The sequence below is a fragment of the Gilliamella mensalis genome (genome assembly GCF_900103085.1).
GTDB classification, from domain to species: domain Bacteria; phylum Pseudomonadota; class Gammaproteobacteria; order Enterobacterales; family Orbaceae; genus Gilliamella; species Gilliamella mensalis.
In genome coordinates this window covers 1-23,009 of sequence record NZ_FMWR01000012.1, presented here as the reverse complement: position 1 = coordinate 23,009, position 23,009 = coordinate 1, and the positions used below count along the sequence as shown (strand labels likewise).

Here is a 23,009-nt window from a genome sequence, read left to right as displayed (position 1 = left end):
TACAAATATGTTATTAACCGAATTTGAATGGCAAACATTACTACTTAGTTTAAAAATAGCCACTGCAGCAATTGGCTTTAGTTTACCAATAGGTATTTTAACCGCTTGGATATTGGCACGCTGTCAATTTTTTGGTAAATCGCTATTTGATAGCATTGTGCATCTTCCTCTTGTTTTGCCACCGGTAGTATTAGGTTATGTATTATTAATAACAATGGGTCGACGAGGTGCGATTGGTGAGTGGTTAAGTCAAAATTTAAATATCAGTTTTAGCTTTAATTGGCAAGGTGCAGCTTTAGCTTCAGCAGTGGTTGCATTTCCACTCATGGTACGTTCTATTCGCTTAGCCATTGAATCGATTGATATACGACTTGAACATGTGGCTCGCACCCTTGGTGCCCATAAATGGCGAGTATTTCTAACTATCACTTTACCTTTAGCCTTTCCGGGTATTTTAATGGGAATTGTGCTAGGCTTTGCACGTTGTTTAGGAGAATTTGGTGCAACAATTACATTTGTATCAAATATTCAAGGAGAAACCCGCACTTTACCGCTTGCAATGTACACGTTGCTACAAATCCCTAATGGTGAAAACAGCGCCTTACGGCTATGTATCATTTCGATTGTACTGTCAATCATTGCACTTTTTTTATCAGAATTGTTAAATCGATGGCATAAAAAGAAGCTAGTAGGATAATCAATATGTTAAAAATACAGGTTAGCAAACAACTTGCTTCGTTTTCGTTCCAATTCAATCATGCGATAGATTGCCAAGGTATTACCGCTATTTTAGGCGTTTCAGGATCGGGAAAATCAACGCTAATCAACCTTATTAATGGATTAATTAAACCCGACCAAGGTTATATCAAACTCAATAACACACCACTGGTTGATTGCGATAAACGCCTATTTGTTGCCCCAGAAAATCGGCAAATTAGTACTGTATTTCAAGATCCATTACTCTTTCCTCATTATAAAGTAATTAAAAACCTAACTTATGGAACTAAACACCTCAATCCTTCAAAATTTGAGGAAATCGTGAATATGCTTAATATTCATCCATTATTAAATCGCTATCCCGCGATGTTATCGGGTGGTGAAAAACAGCGGGTGGCAATCGGTCGAGCACTATTAACTAATCCTTTATTACTATTGATGGACGAGCCGCTTTCTGCCCTTGATATGCCCAGAAAAAAAGAGTTATTAACATATATTGATAAGTTAGCCAATGAGTTAAATATACCGATTATTTATGTAACACATAATATTAATGAAGTTAAAAAGATAGCCCATAATGTGGCCATTTTAGATCAAGGCAAGCTGATTGAGTTTGATAAAGTCGAGCATGTTTTACAAAGTGATTATTTAAAAGAATGGTTATAAAGAGCTAAAGTATTACTATTTTGTGCTTGTTTAATATATGTCACGCCATCATGCCATGCACCGAGCACAATACGAGTTGCACGGTTACCTTCAATTTGAAAGTGGTGTGTTGCAGGTTTGTGCGTATGTCCGTGTATTATAATATCCGCATTATATTCGACCATCATTTCAACCACCGCTTGTTGATTGACATCCATAATAGATTCAGATTTAATTTGATTATGCAGGCTACTTTTTTGCCGTAACTTAGCTGCAATGTTAAGCCGAACAGAGCGTGGAAGTAATAAAAACAGTTTTTGCAACCATTTATTATGCATAAATTTTCGAAATTTTTGATATTGAGGATCGTCAGTACACAATAAATCGCCATGTAAAAAAACAATATTCTTATCTTGATTAAGCAAACAATTAATCTCGGGCAATAAAACCATATCGCACTGCTTAGCGTACTTTTTTCCTAACAAAAAATCACGGTTGCCATGGACAAAATATTTTTTGATATTACGTTGTGATAAAGCTTGTAATGCCTGCGCAACTTGGTAATGTAAGTTTGTTCTCACATCATCCCCTACCCAATAGTCAAACAAATCACCTAAAATGTAAAGTTCACAATTATCGGGGAGAGTATGTAAAAAAGACAGAAAGCCTGCGGTTATACTCATATAACCATCAGGCTCATTATCTGCTAGATGAATATCAGCGATAAAATAACGAACAGGATTACTCAACCGTAACACTCGTAATAATGACATCTTCTACAGGAACATCTGAATGCATACCACTACGCCCTGTTTTAACTACTTTGATTTTATCAACCACATCAAGCCCATCAATAACTTGCGCAAAAACACAATAGCCATAGCCATTCACATCAGCGGAGCGGAAGTTAAGATAATCATTATCAACCACATTGATAAAAAATTGCGCTGTTGCAGAGTGTGGATCTGATGTGCGTGCCATCGCTAAAGTGCCACGATCATTTTTTAGTCCGTTATCCGCTTCATTTTTTATTGGTGATTTTGTTTTTTTCTGTTTCATACCGGGTTCAAACCCGCCACCTTGAATCATGAAATTATTAATAACACGATGGAAGATTGTGTTGTTGTAAAAACCGTCTTTGCAATATTCAACAAAATTTTTAACGGTTTCTGGCGCCTTATCGTCAAAAGTTTTGATTTTAATATCACCTAAATTAGTGTGAAATATAATCATAACAGATTCCTTTTTTTATTTAATATACATATTTCGAGCAAAAGTAAGCTTTAATCAATTTGACTTACTTACTAAATTTTTCACATGCTTCAAGGGTGTTACTCATTAACATAGCAACAGTCATTGGACCAACACCGCCAGGAACTGGAGTAATCCATCCCGCACGTTTAACAGCTGTTTCGAATTCGACATCCCCAGCAAGCTTACCATTCGGTAAACGATTGATACCCACATCGATAACAATTGCCCCCGGTTTAATCCATTCACCTTTGACATAATTGGGAATGCCAACGCCAGCAATAACAATATCAGCATTACTCACGTGTTTCGCTAAATCGACGGTACGGCTATGAGTAATGGTTGTTGTACAACCTAATAACAATAATTCTAATGCCATTGGACGACCTACAATGCTTGAAGCCCCTACCACTGTTGCATTTAAGCCTGATAGATTTATACCCGTGGATTGTAGCATTTTGACCACTCCATAAGGAGTACATGGCCGTAAAATCGGATCGCGTTGTAATAAGTGACCAATATTGTAAGGGTGAAAACCATCAACATCTTTACTTGGATCGATACGTTCAAGAACCTTGGTTTTATCAATATTATCAGGTAAAGGGAGTTGCACTAAAATACCATGCACATCTGCGCGTTGATTTAGTTCATCAATTAATGCCAATAATTCATCAGTGGTCGATGATGGGAGGTCATACGCAAATGAAATAAAACCCACATCATCACAAGCTTTTTGCTTATTGTTGACATAGATTTTTGATGCGGGATCTGCCCCAACTTGAATTACTGCAAGCCCTGGAACAGATAGACCTTTTTCAATACGTGAATTCACTTTATTAGCAATGTCAGTTCGTATTTGTTGTGCTAATGCTTTTCCATCAATTATATGTGCAGTCATAAGCTTCCGTTTAGCTATTTTAATAGAGGTATCATTTTCGCAAAAGTTTTTATTAATGTCTATTTAGTTGTGAATTGTTTGATTAAGTTGAGTTAATATTTGTTCATATTGTTCATCAATACTTGTAATGACTGAACAAATATGAGCATCAAAAGCTTTTAATTTAGATTTTTGAGCTTTCCACTCATTTTTGGAGATTTGTTTGATTCCGCCCAAATTTTTAAAAAAATCAAGATGTAAAATACTACCACCTACAACATTATAAAAAACACGTTGGCCGATATCTTCGCCATCTTTTTTTAGATTATTGAAATTTTGGTAAGAAAACCGTGTATTGCCATTTTCTGTAATAAGTGAAGCATGTAGCAATCTGACTAAACGTTTATATAATTTGTTTAATTCAATTTTTAACGTATTATCATTGTTCAAGTGATTTTTTATTGCTTTTTCAAAATTTTCTTTAACTTCAGCTAAAAAATTTAACGATTGCTGTTCTAAAAGAGGTAACTGCTGGCGTAAATCTTGTTGAAATAGAACCAATTTTTTTTGTAATGGCGGATTAAGTGTTACTGACTGTTTATTAAAGATCACATTACCATTTGGCATAATAGTTAAATCATTTTTATTATTAAACACACGCACACTTTCGTTGCTAATTGTAATGTCATAACTAGGTTTAACCTTACACTCTTTTTTAGCAGCAAATACGGTGATAGGAAGCAATAAAGCAATCAATAACAATTTTTTGAACATATTCGTATCCAGTTAGTTAATTAATGAAGATTATAACGCCTACCAAACAATAAACATAATAAAGTTGAATATTTGCATGTAATTAAAAAAATAAACAAACCAAAACTAACATATGCTATATAGTTAATATTTAGTAAAATATGATTGACTGGATTATATAATCCATATAAAAAATACAAAAATCAACAATCGTCTTGAAGTTTTTTATGGGAATAAAGTTACTTTTTTTGGTAACAGAAAGGTATAATTCAGTTAAATTTTTTTGGGGCATTTTGTTTTTGATGGTAAAACCGGCTAGTAGGTGGTATACGCTCAATTTTAAACTTGCTGCTATACTAATGCTCTAAATACTAAATTGTGAAAAAACGAACATCCAAGTCCAAGCTTCTAAACGTAAAGTCTGATTGACTTTTCAAGTCCGCTTTCAATAGGTATAATCTATTTAATTAACTAAGTATAACAACTTTTTTTTAATTAAAAGTAACGTATAGTACTTATACTATATAAAACAACTTATGTGAGGTGATAATGTATACTGTAATTTTTGGTCGTCAAGGTTGTCCTTATTGCGTTCGCGCTAAAGAACTGGCAGAAAAGCTTTCTCAAGAACGTGATGATTTTTCTTATCGTTATGTCGATATTAATGAAGAAGGCATTACTAAAGAAGACCTTTCTAAAAGTGTTGGCAAACCTGTTGAAACTGTGCCGCAAATCTTTATTGATGAAAAACCGATCGGTGGCTGCACTGATTTTGAGGCCTATGCGAAAGAGCATTTAGGGCTTTATAAATAAAGCTTCCCCAAATTTTAAGCCAAAAAAGCCACATATAAGTGGCTTTTTTGTTTTATGTTATTGTCGTTATCGTCCTGGCAACTTTTTCCAAGTAACTTCGTTACGTAAATAAGTTGGCTCTACATATTCTACATTAACCAGATCATCTTTTTTGTATTTATCCTTGGCAATAACAATAAGATCTTGAGCATGAGGCAATAAGATATCACTTTGTTTTATATGATTAATCATATCAGGATAAGTTTGCCACCCCGTACCTGCACAATAATGATTTTGACTGATATGCTTCACTTTTTCGATTACTTTTTCAGGCTTAAGAACACACTCAGCAATAACCGCTTGCCATTGCTCATTAACGTAATGGTATTGACCTAAATAAACTTCGTTCATTCTAGCATCAATTGCGGCAATTACGTTTGTTGCTTGCGTTGTTCGATAAACACCTTGAGCCAAGGTCATCAGCGTTGATACACCTATCATTGGTTTATCAATACCTAATGCTAAACCTTGTGCTACACCAATGCCGATTCGAACCCCCGTAAAACTGCCTGGACCTTGACCAAAAGCGATTGCATCAACTTGCGTAAGTGAACAGTCTGATTGTTTAAGAAGTCTATCAACCATCGGTAATATTTGTTTAGTATGATCACGAGCCGATAAAATAAAATCGTGAGTGATTTCGTTACGGTAAAGTAAAGCAACCGAACAAGCTTCCGTTGAAGTATCAATGGCTAAAATAGTACTCATGTTTTTTCCAAAATATTTTATCTATTATCATTTAGCTTTTAGTTATTAAAAAATTTATAACTTTATTTATATCCCGTGTTCTTGGTGATGGTGGTAAACTATTAATAAATGTTGCGCCGTAAGGTCGCATCACCAAACGATTATCACAGATGATAACCGCACCACGATCTTTGTGATGACGAATTAATCGCCCAACTCCCTGCTTTAAGGTGATAACTGCTTCAGGTAATTGTACCTCGTAAAATGCATCACCACCCTGCATTTGACAATCCTCCATACGGGCTTTAATTAAAGGATCGTCTGGAGATGTAAATGGTAATTTATCTATAATAACACATGACAAGGTATCCCCCCTAACGTCAATACCTTCCCAAAAGCTGCTCGTAGCAATAAGTAGCGCATTGCCCGTATGAATAAACTGCTCAAGCAATTTAACTTTACTGGTTTCACCTTGTACTAATACTGGTAATTTGGTTAATTCTCGAAACTGTTTAGCTAGTGCATTCATCATTGCATATGAAGTACACAAAAAGAAACAACGACCATTATTAGCTTCAATAACAGGCAATAATATATTGGCTAATTTTTCAGCATTACCTTGTTCATTTGGCGATGGAATGTAACGTGGAACACACAAAATTGTCTGATTAATATAATCAAATGGGCTTTCTAAAATAAGTGAATCAGCATCAGCTAATCCTAAACGTTTGGTAAAATAATCTAACTGATTATTGACCGATAGCGTTGCTGAAGTAAAAATCCAACTCCCTTTGCGCTGCGTTAATAATTCGGTAAATTTATCGGCAACAGACAATGGCGTTAGCGCAAAAACAAAATAGTTATAACTACTTTCATACCAGTAACTAAAACCAGTTACATTTGTCTCCTGCAACCGTTTTAATAGCGTACTATATTGATTGATCCGTTCAAAACAGTTATCTAAGGTTGTCGAACGCCCAGCGGCCAATAGCAATACGTCGTGACAAAAATTTAAAGCTTCTAAAAGATAGGATAGCTCTTTTTTTATCGCTTCTTGGTTAAACAAAAAACGTAAGTTACCTTTTGGAGGTTGTTGGTTAATCACTAGACGCAAGTCTTGAGTACATTTTTGTAATTTATCTGCACATTGCTGTAGCTGTGATATATCCTTAACCTCGGTACGGTAACAAAGATTTATTTCTTTTGCTAGATCAAATAGCTGTCGACTACTTAGCTGTTGCCCAAAATAATGACAAGCAAGATCGGGGAGTTGATGTGCTTCATCAAAAATCATTACATCAGCTTGAGGAATAAGTTCACCAAAACCGGTATCTTTCACAACAACATCAGCTAAAAATAGATGATGATTAACAACAACAATATCAGCATTTAACGCCCGTTTACGCGCCTTTACCACATAACAATCAGTATAATGTTCGCAGTCGCTACCCAAACAATTATCATTGGTACTGGTTAATATTGGCCAAATTGGATTATCTTCTGTTACTGTAGTGCATTTGCTTGTATCACCATCTTTAGTCTTAATTGACCAATTTTTAACACGAGCTAAATCAACACGTAATTCTTTATCAAGATCGCCGGCAGCTGCGTATTGATGATACAGTCGTTCTAAACAAAGATAATTGGATCGACCTTTAAGTAAAGATATCTTACCTGTATAATTCAATGCTTTTTTAATAATAGGCAGATCTTTGCTGAATAACTGTTCTTGTAAATTTTTAGAGCCAGTTGAAAGGATTACTTTTTTATCACTACGTAATGCAGGGACTAAATAAGCAAAAGTTTTACCAGTGCCGGTTCCAGCTTCAATAACCAGAGAATTTTGTTTTTTTATGGATTCTGCGACTTTGCTTGCCATGTTTCGTTGTGGCTCTCTTGCCACAAATCCATCAATAGCTTTAGCTAGCAAGCCATTATCTGCAAAATCATCAATCACTTAAAATGCACCTAATAAAAGAGATAAGTTCAATACAACCATGAAATTTAGAAGTTAATTTTGGAATTACATAATATTATGAAAATAGCAAATCACTAATTGAAATAATGGATTATTGTTATAATAACGTCGAATCACTAATAACCTTTAAACTGATGATACTATAACAATAAATAGGTAAAAAAGATATATAAGAATACTTGTAGATAAAAAAGCAGAAGAACAATAAAGTGTATAAATATAATTAATTAGTCAAAAAATTTACACTTAATAAGTAATAAAAATGACATAAATATTATGATTTGTTAACAATAAACTTCATTCACGTTACTTTGTAAATTTTACTATTAAATAAATTAAAGAATGCTACAGATATTTTTTCTTTAAACATCAATCGAAAATAAGATGGGATTGCTGGGAAATTTTAGTTGTGTAATGCTCAATATAGTATCATCTGGAACATTGGAATCCTAGTACCATTTATTATAGAGCCAATAAATGATTATATTTTTCGCTAATAGCATTCTTCGTTCACCTACTGCAATATTGAGCACGTCGTGATTGGGATATTTATATTTATATTTATATTTATCACTATTATTTAGTAGCTTTAACGTTTTAGACCTAATATGTTCCTGTCACCAAAGTCAGCTTTATACTGATCATTAATAATATATTCAGTTACAGGAACATGTTTAAAAATATGAAAACAGATCTTATTTTTATTATTTTCAATCAAATAAATAATGTCCACACCAGCAGATAAAGCATAATTATCATTAAAACACAAAAGGATATACAATACCTGCTCATTATTCAAAAAATCACATGACAATAATTCATTTTTTATTAATAAATTTATTAAAATCAATTACATCATTGTTCCTTAACGTTTTTTGAAGGCTTTATGTTTTAAATAGAGCAAGTAATATTTAAAGGCAGAAAAATATTTATGCTCACTAGCCAGTAATTTTGCATACCTTCTTGTGGTTGATGGTGCATTCTCATTAGCTAGTAATAATTTATCATTTGCCCAAGGTGAAGACGCTATATAACGCTGATAAAGTGGTGTTAAATATAGTTTATACCAAGGTTTATTGCCTGTGACATAATGAATAATTACAGTATCATTGCCGATTAGATTATCTTCTTTTCCACCTACAGTCAGCGCAGTAAGATAATTAAAGCGTTTAGGTAAGAATACTGTTTTACCCTGCATTAAAATATTTAGCACATCTTGATCGGCAAATTTATAGACTTTACCACTATTAATCATCGCAAAAGCTTTTTCAGTGAGGTTATTTTGCACCCACATATCCGTATTAATATAAATCATTCCTGCATTGAAGTATTCACCATATGGGATATCACAATCAGAACATTGTTTTTCTTGAGTTTTTTTTACATCTGGCACAACCGCAGCATATTTATTGCTTAAATCAATCTTAATTAATTCATTAAGATTACTTGTACATAACACATCACAGTCTAAATATAAAACTCGAGAAGTGGTTTTATTTAATATCTGTGGCACAACAAATCGCAAACAAGTTGATGCCGAAACATGTAATACCAAAGTATCAGGATTAATCGCAAAATTCTCGCTAATTTCGTAACAAATTATGGTAATATTTTCTATACTAAATTGATTAAATGTTATAATTTTCTCGTTAGAGACATTATTAGCAAATAAATGGAATACCAAATTTTTATCGGGATTATTCAAAATTACTGAAGACATCGCAATGCCAGCTGGCATTGCATAATTATCATCAAAGCAAAATGCGATATGTGTGGTAGGTAGAGATTCTACGACGTTATTAAATAATATTTTAGTTTTGCTGATAAAAAGATTTTCTTTCATTTGTACCAATGACTCGGCTATGTTAAAAAATTGAATCATTGTAACATACGTTAAATTAAACAATGAAGTAATAATCAATTTTATATTGACATATCGATTTTGTAATGACTAAATAACATGGTTAAGTTTTTAAAGAGCATTAGAAATGAATAATAGAATTAACATCGCATATTGTACAGATTCAAATTATCTTGAGCATGTAGGTGTATCCATTACCTCCATTATGCTAAATAATATGCAAAATAATATTCATTTCCATGTTTTTTTATATGATGTGTCACCAAAAGAACAACATAAACTGCAAGAAATCAGTCCATTAATCACAGTTTATCCGATTTCTATAGATGAGTTAAATAAATATTCAGATCCTCAAAATAGTAAAATAAAACATATCAACCGATCGATGTATATCCGCCTATCTGTTCCAAGGCTATTACATGGTAAAATTGATAAATTTATTTATTTAGATGCTGATACTTTATGCTTTTCTGACATATCAACGATTTTAAATATAAATATAGATTCCGTCGTTTGTGCTGTAACGCAAGATTCATTAGATAGCGAAAATATGGCCAAAAATCAAAAAAGGCTAGAACTGACTTCTCAAAGTTACTTCAACTCTGGTTTTTTATACATTAATGTTAATAATTGGATGATTTTTGATACAGAAAATAAAGCAAATAAAATTTTAATGTCAGCAAGAAAAAAACATTTAATATATCCGGATCAAGATGCACTAAATATAGTTCTGCAGCATCAAGTTTTATTTATAGATCCTAGTTGGAATTATTTGTTTACTTGGATGGACGATAAACAAAAAGAAACATTTTTTTATAATAAAGAATCTTTACCCTATATCATTCACTTTACTGGCGCCAGAAAAATGTGGTATCAAGAACATACAGGACTTGCCCAAAATATCTATCGTTTTTATAAACACTTCACACCATGGTCCAATAGTCCACTTAAAAGTTATAAACCCAAAATGCGCGTTAATGATTATCGTATTTATGCCAAAAACAGCATCAAAGAGAAAAAATTCATCGCTGGCTTAAAATATTATTTACTTTATTTAGCCTATAAATTAAAAAATTAGATCTATCTAACTTAGATATATTTACCAATTTCCCCTATTAGATTATCTTGAACCGTGCTTGATAATAAGGGTATGTTAAATAATATTTAAGTTGTTTTGCTTTAAATCCATCAAAGTTATTCCTATTCTTTTGATAAATTTTTATAATTTTTCTATTTCTAATTTTAATTGTTCGAGCATAATACCAATATCAAGATTCGCTATCGGATCACCAAGTCCGGTACCTAAATGATCATTAGTAAATATTTGTATTGCATTAGTGTAATTTGGTCCCCACACATAATTATTAATAAACTTATTATCAATAATTCGATTATTATAAACACATAGCATTTTTTTATTATAAATAGAAGCAATATGCACAATTGAAGTGTCCACAGAAATCACCAAATTTGAAAACTTCACTAAAGCAACACTTTGAAAAAAAGTAGGTAATGGATTGATAATAATATTTTTTTTAGCTTTAATATGAGAGATTTTATTAGTTTCACCCACGACAATTGTTATGCAATTATCATATTGTGATAAAAAGGATAAAGTTGTATCAATTTGAGAATTAGAAAAGCTTCTAGCCTCATTTGAACCATAAGGATTAAAAATAATGATATTTTTATTCGAAGCAAGCAACGAACTTATAAAATCTTTAGCCGAAAGCTCAGCTTCGGTTGGAATATTAACAAAGTACCTTATAGGCGTGGGCTGAATACCCATAAATTCAAGTATTTTCTGACTTCTCTTTGAAATATGAGATTTGTATTCGTGATAATAAATTGAGGTGTCATACAATTTATATTTATCTTGATTAAAACCAATTGTATGTAACGGATTGATAGCTTGAATTATTTGAGCGCGCCTTACACTATTTTGGCCTTTATCAACAAGATCAATTGCGACATCAATCCTTATACTATGTAATTGTTCTTTTATCTGTTTTATGTTTTTATTCCTATCGTAGAATAAAACCCCATCAACAGAAATAAATTTATCAAAAAGAAAGGCTATTCTTTTTTCTACTAAGACATAAACCTGAAAGCCATTTTCTCGAAGAGCATTAATTAAATAGGAAGTAACTATTGCATCGCCAATTCCTTGATCATTCATAAGAATTGCTACGGAACGATACTTTTCTAGAAAAAATGCAGACCTTACCTTTTTTTTTCGATTTAATAAAGCTAATTTAATAGCCAATTTAAACGGTTTTACCTTTAAATTTCTCTGCCTATTCAAGTATTTAATACATTCTAGTACTTTATTAATCATATGTCTTTTAATATCCTATCATGCAAAATATATTTATATCTAAATTTTAAAAATTCTTCATCATATTAATTTGTAAAATTTCCTTGATATAACTTTGCATATAATCCATTCATTGATAATAATTCTTGATGATTACCTTGCTCAATAATCTTGCCACTATCAATGACAAGTATTTTATCCGCATTTTCAATTGTTGATAACCGATGAGCAATAACTATTGATGTCCGTCCTATTTGTAGCACATCTAAAGCTTTTTGGATTGCTTGTTCTGATTCAGTATCTAAGGCTGAAGTGGCTTCATCAAGTACTAATATCGGTGTATCTCGTAATAAAGCTCTTGCTATTGCAATACGTTGTCGTTGACCGCCAGATAATAACACACCACTTTCACCCACTATCGTATCAAATCCATTTTCAAGCCCTACAATAAAATCATACGCATACGCTTTTTTAGCAGCTTCTTCTATTTCATTTCGAGAATATTCACCAACTTTCCCGTAAGCGATATTATTTGCAACAGTATCATTAAACAAATGTACATTTTGTGAAACTAATCCAATTTGATTACGCAAACTATATAAAGTTAAATCTTGAATGTTATTACTATCAATTAAAATTTCACCTTCACTTATATCATAAAAACGCGTAAGCAAACTTGCGATAGTTGTTTTCCCTGATCCCGAGCGCCCAACTAATGCAACTGTCTTACATGGCTCTACCAAAAAGCTAATATCTTTCAATGCTGGCTCTTGTCTATTTTCATAAGTAAAGCTGACATGCTTAAATTCAATATTGCCTTTAACTCTCTCAATATTGATTTTTCCATTATCTTTTTCGATTGGCTGTTCAAAAATAGCAAACAAAGTTTGACAAGCCGCCATCCCTTTCTGAAATTCGGCATTAACACTAGTTAAACTTTTTATTGGTTGCATTAATGCAACTAAAGAAGAAAAAACGACCGTAAACTGCCCGGGACTAATACTCAAATCAGGGTTACTCGCCATAAATAAGACAAAAGCGATAGCAAACGAAATGATAAGTTGAACAATAGGCGTTGATAATGCAGAAATAGACACTAATCTCATACCATCGCGACGAAATTTATTATTCACTTTATCAAAGTTTTTTGACTCTTCATCTTGGGCGCCAAAAAGAATAATTTCTCGATGGCCTTTTAGCATTTGTTCAACGGACATGGTGACATTACCCATTGAATTTTGCATATTTTTAGCTAGTCTTCTAAATTTTATAGAAATAAAAGAGATTAATCCAATAACAATTGGCGTAATGATAATCAACGATAAAGACAACTGCCAGCTATTGCTGAACATTGTATAAAATAACCCACAAATAAAAGCTGATTCACGTACTATTGTTATCAAAGCATCGGATGATGATGAAGCGACTTGATCAGTATCATAGGTAATGCGAGACAATAATCTTCCTGTAGAGTTTTGGTCATAATAACTTACCGGAGCATCGACAAAATGACTAAAAAGGCGCTGACGAATATTAAGTACGATTTTGGTAGAAATCAAAGATAAAAAGAAAGAATATCCATAATTAGCGATACCACGGAGTAATACAAGCCCAAAAATATAAAAAGGTGCCATCATTAAAAAATGCTGATCATTTTCAACAAAACCTTTATCAAGTAAAGGTTGTAACAACGCAATAAGCGAAGTGTCTGCAAATGCACTAAAAACAAGCAATATGACTGAAAAAAACAGAATCAATTTGTGTTTAGCAATATAAGGCCATAATTTAGAAAAAGTTTGCCACGTTGATGAGTCTCGATCAATATTATTGTTTATTGATTGATTAGTATTTTTTTTCATAATTTATTTTTTTAATTAAGCGTTAAATTGTAATTGATGCATTTTGGCATAAAGACCATTTTGTAATAATAATGCTTTATGAGTGCCTTCTTCAATGATGTTACCTTCATCAATAACTAAAATACGATCTGCTCGTTCAATTGTTGATAATCGATGGGCAATAATAATAGAAGTTCGGTTTTTTTGTAAATGCTCTATAGCTTGTTGGACAAACCGTTCGGATTCATTATCTAACGCAGAGGTAGCCTCATCAAGAATTAAAATAGGGTTATCACGTAAAAGAACTCTTGCAATAGCAATTCTTTGTCGTTGTCCACCTGATAATAAAACACCATTATCACCAATTTCTGTATCCAAGCCATTTTCTAATTTTTCGATAAACTCCATCGCATTAGCTTGTTTAGCTGCATTAATAATATCTTCTCGAGAGTACTGATTTTTAGCACCATAAATTATGTTATCCGCTATAGTTCCATTAAATAAATGGACTTTTTGTGAAACATAACCAATTTGCTTCCGCAATGAAGCAAGAGTGTAATCCTTGATATCAATACTATCTACCAGTATTTTCCCCTTTTGTACATCATAAAACCTAGGTATCAGGCTTGCTATTGTTGATTTTCCTGCACCAGAACGCCCCACTAAAGCTACTGTTTCACCTTTTTTAATTTTAAAGCTAATATTATTTAAAGATGGCGCTGTTCTTGTTGGATATGTGTATGTTACTTGATGAAATTCAATACTACCTTCAGCCCTTTTTAAATCAATAGTTCCGTTATCTTCTTCAACTGCCGAATTTAAAAGTCCAAAAAGCGACTCACAAGCAACAGAGCCTTTTTGTAATTCAAGATGAACACTTGTTAGCTCTCTCAAAGGACGCATTACCGCAACCATAGCCGAAAAAACCACAGTAAAAGACCCCGGAGTGATATCCAATGCTTGGCTTGCAACAAGAAATAAAATTAATCCTAAAGCCAATGTAGCAACTAATTGAATTATCGGCGTTGATAATCCCGAAACAAGTACGATTTTTAAGATACTTTTCCTAAAAAGTTTATTAATTGAATAAAAATTATCTTTTTCATATTTTTGAGCATTAAAAATTAAAATTTCTTTATGCCCCTTCAGCATTTCATCTGCTGCTGTTGTAATATTGCCTATGCCTTTTTGCATAGAAACAAGTGTATTCCGAAACTTCTTTGCGATAAATTGAGCTATAAAAATAACTAATGGTACAACCACAATTAACACTAAAGCCAATTTCCAATTACCATAAAACATAACGACACATAAACCAATAGCATAAGCAATCTCTCTTACTAAAATAATAAGCGCATCCGATGAAGCTTTTGATAGTAGTTGAGTATTATAAGTGATTACAGTAACAAGTTCTCCAACAGGGTTTTTATCAAAAAAACTGATAGGACTTTTGACTAAGTGATTGAAAATCATCTGTCTAAATTTAGTAACCACTTTACCAGATAACCAAGAAAGGCAATAAGTAGAACAGTAGTTTGATAATCCGCGTAGTGCAATTAACCCAATAATGCTAATCGAAAAAAGAATTAATAACTCATAATTTTTATCCATTAACCCATTATCTAATAAAGGTTTTGTTAGTGAGATAAGAGTTGCATCAGTTGCTGCATTTAACAAAAGTGCAATAATTGCAACAATTAATGCTTTTTTATGCGGATAAATAAACGGCCACAACTGTTTAATGGTATTTAATGAGCTATATTTATTGGACATAAGGGATACAAGAAGTTAATTAGAACATCAATTATACTATATCTAATCGATGAATTTAAAATTTAATTACAATTCTTTTTCAACTAGAAAAAAATTGTTTTATCTATATAATACATAATCAGATCAAAATAAGTTTTTATTCTTCACAGTATTCGAAGGCACAACTCAATAATGAATAATTAAATAACAATTAATTTTATTAAAGGATGATGCAACAGGAAACAAGCAATGTATTTTAATGCAAATAATATTATAAAAAAAAGAATAAGATTTGAAAATAGTCAGATCGTTAATCCATTAAACATTGCATATGGCATTGATAAAAACTTTTTTTTAGGTTGCGCTGTTTCTATCACATCTATTTTATTAGCTAATCCTAATCTGAATTTTAGTTTTCATATATTCACAAATTACATTAACGATGATTTTGAAAAGAAATTAGAGCAGCTTGCTTATAGATATAATACGGATATAAGCATTTATTTAGTGGATGACAATAATTTATCCAACCTCCCAACAACAAAAAACTGGACAATTGCAACCTACTTTCGATTTATAGTTGCTGATTTTTTTTATGAAAAAACAGATAAAATACTCTATCTGGATGCCGATATTATATGTAAAGGATCACTGCAAGAATTATTTACATTACAATTCGATAATAATATTGCCTTTGTAGTTACTGAAAAAGATCCAGCGTGGTGGGATAAATGTGCGATCCGACTCAATGAACATAAATTATCATCAGGTTACTTTAATGCTGGTTTTTTACTAATTAATCTAAAAAAATGGAAAGAATTTAATATAAATAGTAAAGCGTTAGAGTTGCTCTCTGACTCCAACCTGTCACAAAAATTCACACATCTAGATCAAGATGTATTAAACTTGTTATTGCTCGAAAAAGTTAAATATCTTGATAGAAAATACAATCAACAAGTTAGTATTAATTATGAACTAAAATATAAAACAAAATTAGCATGTTACGCCCCTATCATGGCTCAAACAATATTAATTCATTATATTGGTCCAACTAAACCATGGCATAATTGGGCTGAAAATTATGAATGTTCTCAATATTTCCTTAACGCAAAATCATGTTCTCCTTGGGAATCAACGCCTTTATTGCCAGCAACCACATCCATGCAAATGAGATATTGTGCAAAACATAGGCTACATCAGAAAAAATTGTTTTCTGGCTTAATTTGCTATCTTAAATATTGTTTTAAAAAAATAATACATACTCTAATTCCAATTAAATAGTCTGCTATTCTTCTAACTTAGCGTTATAAAATCTCGAATAATGTAGATTGTTTTTTTACCCCCTCTTCTAAAATAGAACACCTAGCGAAACATTAAATAACCCAATAATGATTAAACAAAAACAATCAAAACACAAAATAGAATTTTACTAATTTTTGTACTAATAATAAGGAAATTTAAATAAATCTTTTACCAATAAAAAATCAATACTCACTATAGCATCTAAAAATAAGTTTTATTTTTAACAAAAATTTCGTTTTTTTTGTAAAAAAATGTATTTTTGATAGAATAAGATACTTCAACCAATTTACTAACTGCAAATAATATGATTCCAAATAATTTAACGTGTCTTCAAAATATTCTTATTCCAAATAAAACTTTTGGTTCAAATCCATCAAAATATTTGCACTCACATTTAATTAGTTATTCTAGTGATGAAATCATCATTTTTGCTGGTGGAATCGTATCTTTTGACTCATATTATAATGCTTTATCATTGCCCGTTTGGAAAGAACAATGTGGATTAGATCGTGTTGAATTTCGCGCAAGAGGAAAGGGTAAAGCTATTATTAAGTTATTTATTGCTACAATAGGAACAGATTACGAACTTGCGAGTGCAACAGTTGAGTTAAATAATTCCGAGCAATTTATTTTTGAATGTGATTTATCAAAAATAGAAAATAGAGGATTGATATATACTACTATTTCTCCAATAGACGATAAAGTCGTGTTTAATGGTGGCGGATGGTATACTTATGAACAGCCAAAAAGGGATGTGGTCCTTGGTATAAGTGTTACACATTTTAATCGTAAAAAATATGTATTGCCTGCTATTGAAAGAGTAAAGAAAAACATACTAGATAACAAATATTTTTCTAGTAAAATTCTTTTTACAATAGTAGATAATTCTAAAAATATTACAAAAGAAGAAGCTAATGGTGTAAATGTCATTCCTAATGAAAATACTGGTGGTTCAGGCGGTTTTATGCGTGGTTTGCTTCATTACGAAACTAATACCAATGCAACACATGTTTTATTCATGGATGATGACGCATCTTGTGAAACAGAAAGTATATTAAGAGCCTATTGGATTTTATCTTATGCTTTAAAAGACAATTCAGTAGTGAGTGGATCTTTATTCATGGATGATAGACCTGATTTCCTTATTGAAAAAGGCGCACAGTTTGATGCAATTTGTAAACCAAATTGCTACAATTACAATGTTGCAGATCGTCATAGTATGTTAGTATCAGAACTAGGATATCATCCGAAGGCAAATTATGGAGCATGGTGGTTTTTTGCTTTCCCAATTAAGTCCATAAAAAATTATACTTTTCCGTTTTTTGTTAGAGGAGACGATATATTTTTTGGTATTTCTAATGATTTTAACTATATATCTCCAATTGGAATTGCTTGCTATGGGGAGAATTTTGCAACTAAATCATGCCCGTTAAATATGTACTTGGATACACGGAATCATATAATAAATTCCTTTTATCTAAAAAACCCTATCAAAAAAATACTTAAAACGTATAAACTTTTTTATTTGGATGCGCTTTATTCTCATAAATATGAAACAGTATTAGCTATTAGACTAGCGCTTCACCATGTTTTGGGAGATATCGATTTTTGGTTTAATAATTATGATTTAAGTGAAGTTAGGAAAGAAATTAATAGTTTTGTGAAAGTAGAAAAATTTCATGATATAAATATGGATTCAATAAATCCAGTATTTACTTATAAACGCAGAAGAAAAATTGTTAAAAAATTAACATTTAATGGTCTTTTGCTTCCTATGAAAAGCAAAATAGCTTATCAAGATTTTAATTATTGTGCTAACTATGATCATATCTTTAGATTTAAAAATATTCTTTATTATAAACCAAACAATAATACAGGCTATATCGCGAGAGTTTCACGTGTAAAATTCTTTAAATTATTATTTTGTCTTTATATTGATGTTTTCAAAATGAAACGGAACTACAAAGCTAATTTAACAAAATACGAAAATAACTTTGGAAAACTAACATCTAGAGATTTTTGGATTAAAATTTTAAAAATATAGATATGTTTAAAACATTAATTTATTATAGGATACTCCTGCCATTTTAAATGGCAGGAGTATTTTTTAATAGATTGTTTTTACAAAATCTAAAGCTTTTTCGATCACATGATGCATATCATAATATTTATATTCAGCTAATCTGCCACCAAAATAAATTTGCTTTTCTTTGTCTGCTAGGTCTTTATATTTTCTATATAATGTGGCATTTTTATCGTCATTAATTGGATAATAGGCTTCATCTCCAATTTGCCAGTCACGCGGGTATTCCTTTGTGATAATAGTATGTTCTGTTTCGACATAATCAAAATGCTTATGCTCTATAATTCGAGTATAAGGTATATCGTATTGAGTATAATTAATTACAGCATTTCCTTGATAATTTGACTCATTAATTGTTTCGTTTTCAAAATGTAAAGATCTATATTCTAGAGCACCATATTGATAATCATAAAATTTATCGATCGGACCTGTGTAAATAATCTTATTTGCTAATTCCAGATTTTTGTGTTTATTTTCAAAAAAGTCTGTATTTAATTTTACCTCAATACCTTCAAGCATTCTCTCAATTATTTGTGTATAACCTCCAATTGGAATACCTTGATATCTATCATTGAAGTAGTTGTTATCAAAAGTGAATCGAACGGGTAAACGATTAATTATAAATGGAGGAAGTTCAGTTGCTTTTCTTCCCCACTGCTTTTCTGTATACCCTTTGATTAATATTTCATAAATATCTTTTCCGATTAGCGATATTGCTTGTTCTTCAAGATTTTTTGGATTTTCAATATGATATAATTTTTTTTGCTCTTCAATTTTTGCTTGCGCTTCTTTAGGCGTTTTTACTCCCCATAATTGATAAAAAGTATTCATATTAAATGGTAGATTGAATAATTTATTCTTATAATTTGCTATAGGTGAATTGGTAAAACGATTAAACTGTGCAAAGCTATTTATATAATCCCATACTGTTTTATTATTAGTATGAAAAATATGAGCGCCATACTTATGAACTTGAATGCCCTGATTATCTTCAGTAAATATGTTTCCTGCTAGATGATCTCGTTTTTCAATTACAAGTATGTTATACCCTTTTTTCTTTAATTCATGAGCACATATAGAGCCAAATAGACCACTGCCAACAATCAAATAGTCATACTTCATAATTTTCCCACTTTTAACTAAAAAAATTTGCAAAATGATAGCATGTTTTTAACATAAAAATGCAAATATTTAATTGCAGAAATTTTCAGAAAGAAAAATATGTACAGTAATGTATTATTCAATATTGGTTTAGATTATTCCATGCAATAAATTAATAATTTGTAATTTTAACAGCAGAATGTTATACATGTACACTTTGTCTACATTGTTTGGAATTATAATTTTAATGAATGTAAATATGCCGCTAATTTCAATTATTATGCCTGTATATAACTCTAGTTTATTTGTATTAGATACATTAGCCTCTTTACAAGCTCAATCTTATAAAAATTATGAGATTATTATTATTAATGATGGTTCTACTGATAATTCAATTGAGATACTAAAAGAATATCAAAGAGGACATAATAATATCATTTTATATAGTCAAGAAAATAGTGGCGTATCTATGGCTAGAAATAAAGGTATTGCATTAGCTCATGGTGAATTTTTAACATTTATTGATAGTGATGATACGTATTCGCCTAATTTTTTGGAAAAAATGGTGTTGAGACAAAATGAAAAAAATGCTGATTTAGTTTACTGTGGATATAATAGAATTAGCTCTACGGGTAAACGAATAATAATGCCTTGCTCATTTAGAGAAGGAAGTATTTTGGATTCTTATTTACAACGAAACGGATACTTTCATTTTTCTGGTATGCTGATCCGTAAAACTATTTTAATTGATAATTTTATTTATTTTGAAAAGGAGCGTATGATTTCTGAAGATCTTTTATTTACGGTTAAACTACTTAATAAATCAGATTGTTATTGTGTTAAAGAACATCTATTTAATTACGTTCAGCGTTCAGGTTCTATTATGTCTTGTTCATGGTCAAAAGATAAATGGCTTTCCGATATTGAAGGACGACAGCAAATTCTATGTTACTTAATTAATAATTACCATAAAAAGGATAAACAGGAAATCTTAAAATTAGCTTCTGCGTGTGTTTTTCAACGCGAAATTTCATATATGATCGATTGTATAAAAAAATTAAAATATAAAGAGATAAATAACTACTTATTAAATACAAATTTTAATGAGAAAGAACAACTTTTTGATGAAGGAAGACTTAATAATAAAGACAAAAAAAAATTTTTAATTATTAAAAAAAATAACCATATAATCTGGTTTTTCTATACACTCTACTATCGTTTTCTTCGATTCAATTTGAAATAATATATATCATTATTTAGTAATATTAATTACTAAAGTTAATTGTCGTTTATCTATCAACGTTTTAAAAAATATAGTGGTAATACTAACCACTATATTTATCAGTCAATTAGACACCATTATCAATATCTTTTTCACCAAGATTTTATATCTTCCAACATTGAAGAAATAATATTATCGGCAGCATTTTCTATTGATAATAAAGTATCAACTACAATATCTTGATTTTTCCTATTAGGATCAGGTTCTCCACGTTTAAACATATAAGCTAGCTCCCTAGCTTGCTCAACTGTACGAACCCTATTTGTGCCGCTTGCAATTAACTCTCCATTTATTGTAAATGGGGAATGATCTTCACGTTCAATAAATATCAGTGGTTTTTTCATCAACTGATATTCTAATAACCAACTGATCCCATCCATAATTAATATATCTGAAGACTGAAATAGTGTGCCATAAGGACCATTTCTATAAACATAAGTGTTATCTAATTGATTCCATTCATCAAAAAATTCTTGTATATTTTTTTTAAGTGCTTCGTCAGTTATTGCTTCCAATACTGTCACCAATGCAGGATGTGGACTAAATACAAATTCGATTGACTTATCTTCTTTTGCCCAATTTAACATATAGTTATATATATCTAGAAAAACACTAAAATTACTCCAATTTTTATCAACACTATGGTGTGAAGCCCATAATACTCTAAACTTTTTTTCTTTTGTTTCTGAAACAATTGGCCATATTGGTGCGGCATTTTTTAATGCTTTTACTTTAGGATGCCCTGTTACAAACACATTAAGACCATTTAGCTTGTCATGTTGCTCTTGCTCTATTTTTGTTTGCTGGTTAGCAACAAAAAGCTTCCAGCAAGAAGTATGATAGTAACTTGATAAATGATTAAAGCCTAACTGAACAAAATTCATAATTTCATAGGGAATCAAACATAGTTTTGCAAATCTTAAATTATCGGTACTAAAAGCAGGAGGAATATCATTATCCCATTGTGATTGTCTAAAAATAATATTAGGAGCCAATGTTTTGATGATAGTTAAATCATCATATGAATTAATATTATTTAATCTTAAATGTGGTACACCTAAATCTGACAAAATATTATGTACATATTCTTCATCTTTAAATACTTGGCTTCCTGGATATCGCCTATTTATAGATGCAACAATAACATTAAATTTTTGATGAGTAAGCATCAATTTATATACAGAGAAAGTACCATCCCATGATTCAATATTATGTACTAAGAATAAACATGTAATCTTGGTATCTTTATTGATTAATCTATTTGTTGAAATAAGATTAACGGTTTGTTTTAAATTAAAAATATCATTATGTAAAGAAATGTTTTTTTCAGTTAATATATTTACAGCATTATTTAACCCATTAATTAATTTATAATTATTACTTACTAAATCTAACTTTTCTTCTAACTCTTTAATTTTGCATTCTAAAAAAAATTTGTGTTGTAATAGTTGATTAATTTTTTCATTTTCATCTTTTTTTATACTATAAAAATTCTCTATAAAATCAGATAATTGTAGGCTATATCTATCTAACTTGGCATTTGTTTCTAAAACTCCATGCTTGATTTTTTTATTATCAACATAAATTTTAGAAAAAAACCAATTTCTAAATCCCATGCATTCCCCCCCAATGATCCTCGCCAAAATATTAGACAGTGTCCATCTCTATCATTTTATCGTTTTGGTAATATTGTTGTTCATATTGTTCAGGTGA

At 30.8% G+C, this 23,009-nt stretch carries 19 protein-coding genes; 7 read left to right on the top strand and 12 right to left on the bottom strand.

The window, feature by feature from the left end:
* Window positions 1-7 precede the first annotated feature (7 nt).
* On the top strand, window positions 8-697 hold the full coding sequence (gene modB / locus BQ5209_RS06595; RefSeq protein WP_085247752.1) for a molybdate ABC transporter permease subunit: 690 nt from the start codon (window positions 8-10) through the stop codon (window positions 695-697).
* Window positions 698-702: 5 nt separating this feature from the next.
* A complete protein-coding gene (gene modC, locus BQ5209_RS06590; RefSeq protein WP_085247751.1) occupies window positions 703-1,383 on the top strand; it encodes a molybdenum ABC transporter ATP-binding protein in 681 nt (226 codons plus the stop codon).
* Here modC and BQ5209_RS06585 read toward each other — a convergent pair.
* The 4 genes from BQ5209_RS06585 to BQ5209_RS06570 form a co-directional block, all read right to left on the bottom strand.
* Window positions 1,362-2,135 carry a UDP-2,3-diacylglucosamine diphosphatase gene (locus tag BQ5209_RS06585; protein WP_143421865.1) on the bottom strand — a complete coding sequence of 258 codons (774 nt, stop codon included), beginning with the start codon at window positions 2,133-2,135 and terminating at the stop codon, window positions 1,362-1,364. The genes modC and BQ5209_RS06585 overlap by 22 nt on opposite strands.
* Window positions 2,104-2,595 carry a peptidylprolyl isomerase B gene (gene ppiB, locus BQ5209_RS06580; protein WP_085247749.1) on the bottom strand — a complete coding sequence of 164 codons (492 nt, stop codon included), beginning with the start codon at window positions 2,593-2,595 and terminating at the stop codon, window positions 2,104-2,106. Before ppiB ends, BQ5209_RS06585 begins: the two co-directional genes overlap by 32 nt.
* Before the next feature lie 64 nt (window positions 2,596-2,659).
* Window positions 2,660-3,511, bottom strand: a complete 852-nt coding sequence (gene folD, locus BQ5209_RS06575) for a bifunctional methylenetetrahydrofolate dehydrogenase/methenyltetrahydrofolate cyclohydrolase FolD (RefSeq protein ID WP_085247748.1) — start codon at window positions 3,509-3,511, stop codon at window positions 2,660-2,662.
* 63 nt (window positions 3,512-3,574) lie between these two features.
* Window positions 3,575-4,264: a DUF2884 family protein gene (locus BQ5209_RS06570; protein ID WP_085247747.1), complete on the bottom strand. Its 690-nt coding sequence runs from the start codon at window positions 4,262-4,264 to the stop codon at window positions 3,575-3,577.
* Between the two features lie 528 nt (window positions 4,265-4,792).
* On the opposite strand from BQ5209_RS06570, the gene BQ5209_RS06565 reads away from it, so the two are divergent.
* The gene (locus BQ5209_RS06565) at window positions 4,793-5,056 is read left to right on the top strand and encodes a GrxA family glutaredoxin (protein ID WP_085247746.1); all 264 of its coding nucleotides are present in this window, start codon (window positions 4,793-4,795) and stop codon (window positions 5,054-5,056) included.
* A gap of 66 nt (window positions 5,057-5,122) precedes the next feature.
* On the opposite strand, the gene tsaB is transcribed toward BQ5209_RS06565, so the two are convergent.
* From tsaB to BQ5209_RS06545, 3 genes are all read right to left on the bottom strand, one after another.
* Window positions 5,123-5,803: a tRNA (adenosine(37)-N6)-threonylcarbamoyltransferase complex dimerization subunit type 1 TsaB gene (gene tsaB, locus BQ5209_RS06560; protein ID WP_085247745.1), complete on the bottom strand. Its 681-nt coding sequence runs from the start codon at window positions 5,801-5,803 to the stop codon at window positions 5,123-5,125.
* Between the two features lie 31 nt (window positions 5,804-5,834).
* Window positions 5,835-7,739, bottom strand: a complete 1,905-nt coding sequence (gene yoaA / locus BQ5209_RS06555; protein ID WP_085247744.1) for a DNA repair helicase YoaA — start codon at window positions 7,737-7,739, stop codon at window positions 5,835-5,837.
* An 886-nt stretch (window positions 7,740-8,625) separates the two neighbouring features.
* The gene (locus BQ5209_RS06545; RefSeq protein WP_167370323.1) at window positions 8,626-9,603 is read right to left on the bottom strand and encodes a glycosyltransferase family 8 protein; all 978 of its coding nucleotides are present in this window, start codon (window positions 9,601-9,603) and stop codon (window positions 8,626-8,628) included.
* Window positions 9,604-9,748: 145 nt separating this feature from the next.
* Between BQ5209_RS06545 and BQ5209_RS06540 the strand changes: the two genes are divergently transcribed.
* The gene (locus BQ5209_RS06540) at window positions 9,749-10,699 is read left to right on the top strand and encodes a glycosyltransferase family 8 protein (RefSeq protein ID WP_085247741.1); all 951 of its coding nucleotides are present in this window, start codon (window positions 9,749-9,751) and stop codon (window positions 10,697-10,699) included.
* 141 nt (window positions 10,700-10,840) lie between these two features.
* Here BQ5209_RS06540 and BQ5209_RS06535 read toward each other — a convergent pair whose 3' ends face one another.
* From BQ5209_RS06535 to msbA (BQ5209_RS06525), 3 genes are all read right to left on the bottom strand, one after another.
* Entirely contained in the window at window positions 10,841-11,959 is a 1,119-nt protein-coding gene (locus BQ5209_RS06535) for a glycosyltransferase family 9 protein (RefSeq protein WP_085247740.1), read from the bottom strand.
* A gap of 65 nt (window positions 11,960-12,024) precedes the next feature.
* A complete protein-coding gene (gene msbA / locus BQ5209_RS06530; RefSeq protein ID WP_085247739.1) occupies window positions 12,025-13,797 on the bottom strand; it encodes a lipid A ABC transporter ATP-binding protein/permease MsbA in 1,773 nt (590 codons plus the stop codon).
* 15 nt (window positions 13,798-13,812) lie between these two features.
* Entirely contained in the window at window positions 13,813-15,549 is a 1,737-nt protein-coding gene (msbA, locus tag BQ5209_RS06525; protein WP_085247738.1) for a lipid A export permease/ATP-binding protein MsbA, read from the bottom strand.
* A 228-nt stretch (window positions 15,550-15,777) separates the two neighbouring features.
* On the opposite strand from msbA (BQ5209_RS06525), the gene waaO reads away from it, so the two are divergent.
* Window positions 15,778-16,809, top strand: coding sequence for a lipopolysaccharide 3-alpha-galactosyltransferase (gene waaO, locus BQ5209_RS06520; RefSeq protein WP_085247737.1), 1,032 nt, complete (start codon window positions 15,778-15,780; stop codon window positions 16,807-16,809).
* A gap of 325 nt (window positions 16,810-17,134) precedes the next feature.
* Window positions 17,135-18,874, top strand: coding sequence for a glycosyltransferase (locus BQ5209_RS06515; protein ID WP_085247736.1), 1,740 nt, complete (start codon window positions 17,135-17,137; stop codon window positions 18,872-18,874).
* Window positions 18,875-18,937: 63 nt separating this feature from the next.
* On the opposite strand, the gene glf is transcribed toward BQ5209_RS06515, so the two are convergent.
* Window positions 18,938-20,035: a UDP-galactopyranose mutase gene (gene glf / locus BQ5209_RS06510; protein ID WP_085247735.1), complete on the bottom strand. Its 1,098-nt coding sequence runs from the start codon at window positions 20,033-20,035 to the stop codon at window positions 18,938-18,940.
* Between the two features lie 238 nt (window positions 20,036-20,273).
* On the opposite strand from glf, the gene BQ5209_RS06505 reads away from it, so the two are divergent.
* Window positions 20,274-21,257, top strand: a complete 984-nt coding sequence (locus BQ5209_RS06505; protein ID WP_167370322.1) for a glycosyltransferase family 2 protein — start codon at window positions 20,274-20,276, stop codon at window positions 21,255-21,257.
* Between the two features lie 131 nt (window positions 21,258-21,388).
* On the opposite strand, the gene BQ5209_RS06500 is transcribed toward BQ5209_RS06505, so the two are convergent.
* Window positions 21,389-22,912, bottom strand: a complete 1,524-nt coding sequence (locus BQ5209_RS06500; RefSeq protein WP_085247733.1) for a hypothetical protein — start codon at window positions 22,910-22,912, stop codon at window positions 21,389-21,391.
* Window positions 22,913-23,009: the final 97 nt, after the last annotated feature.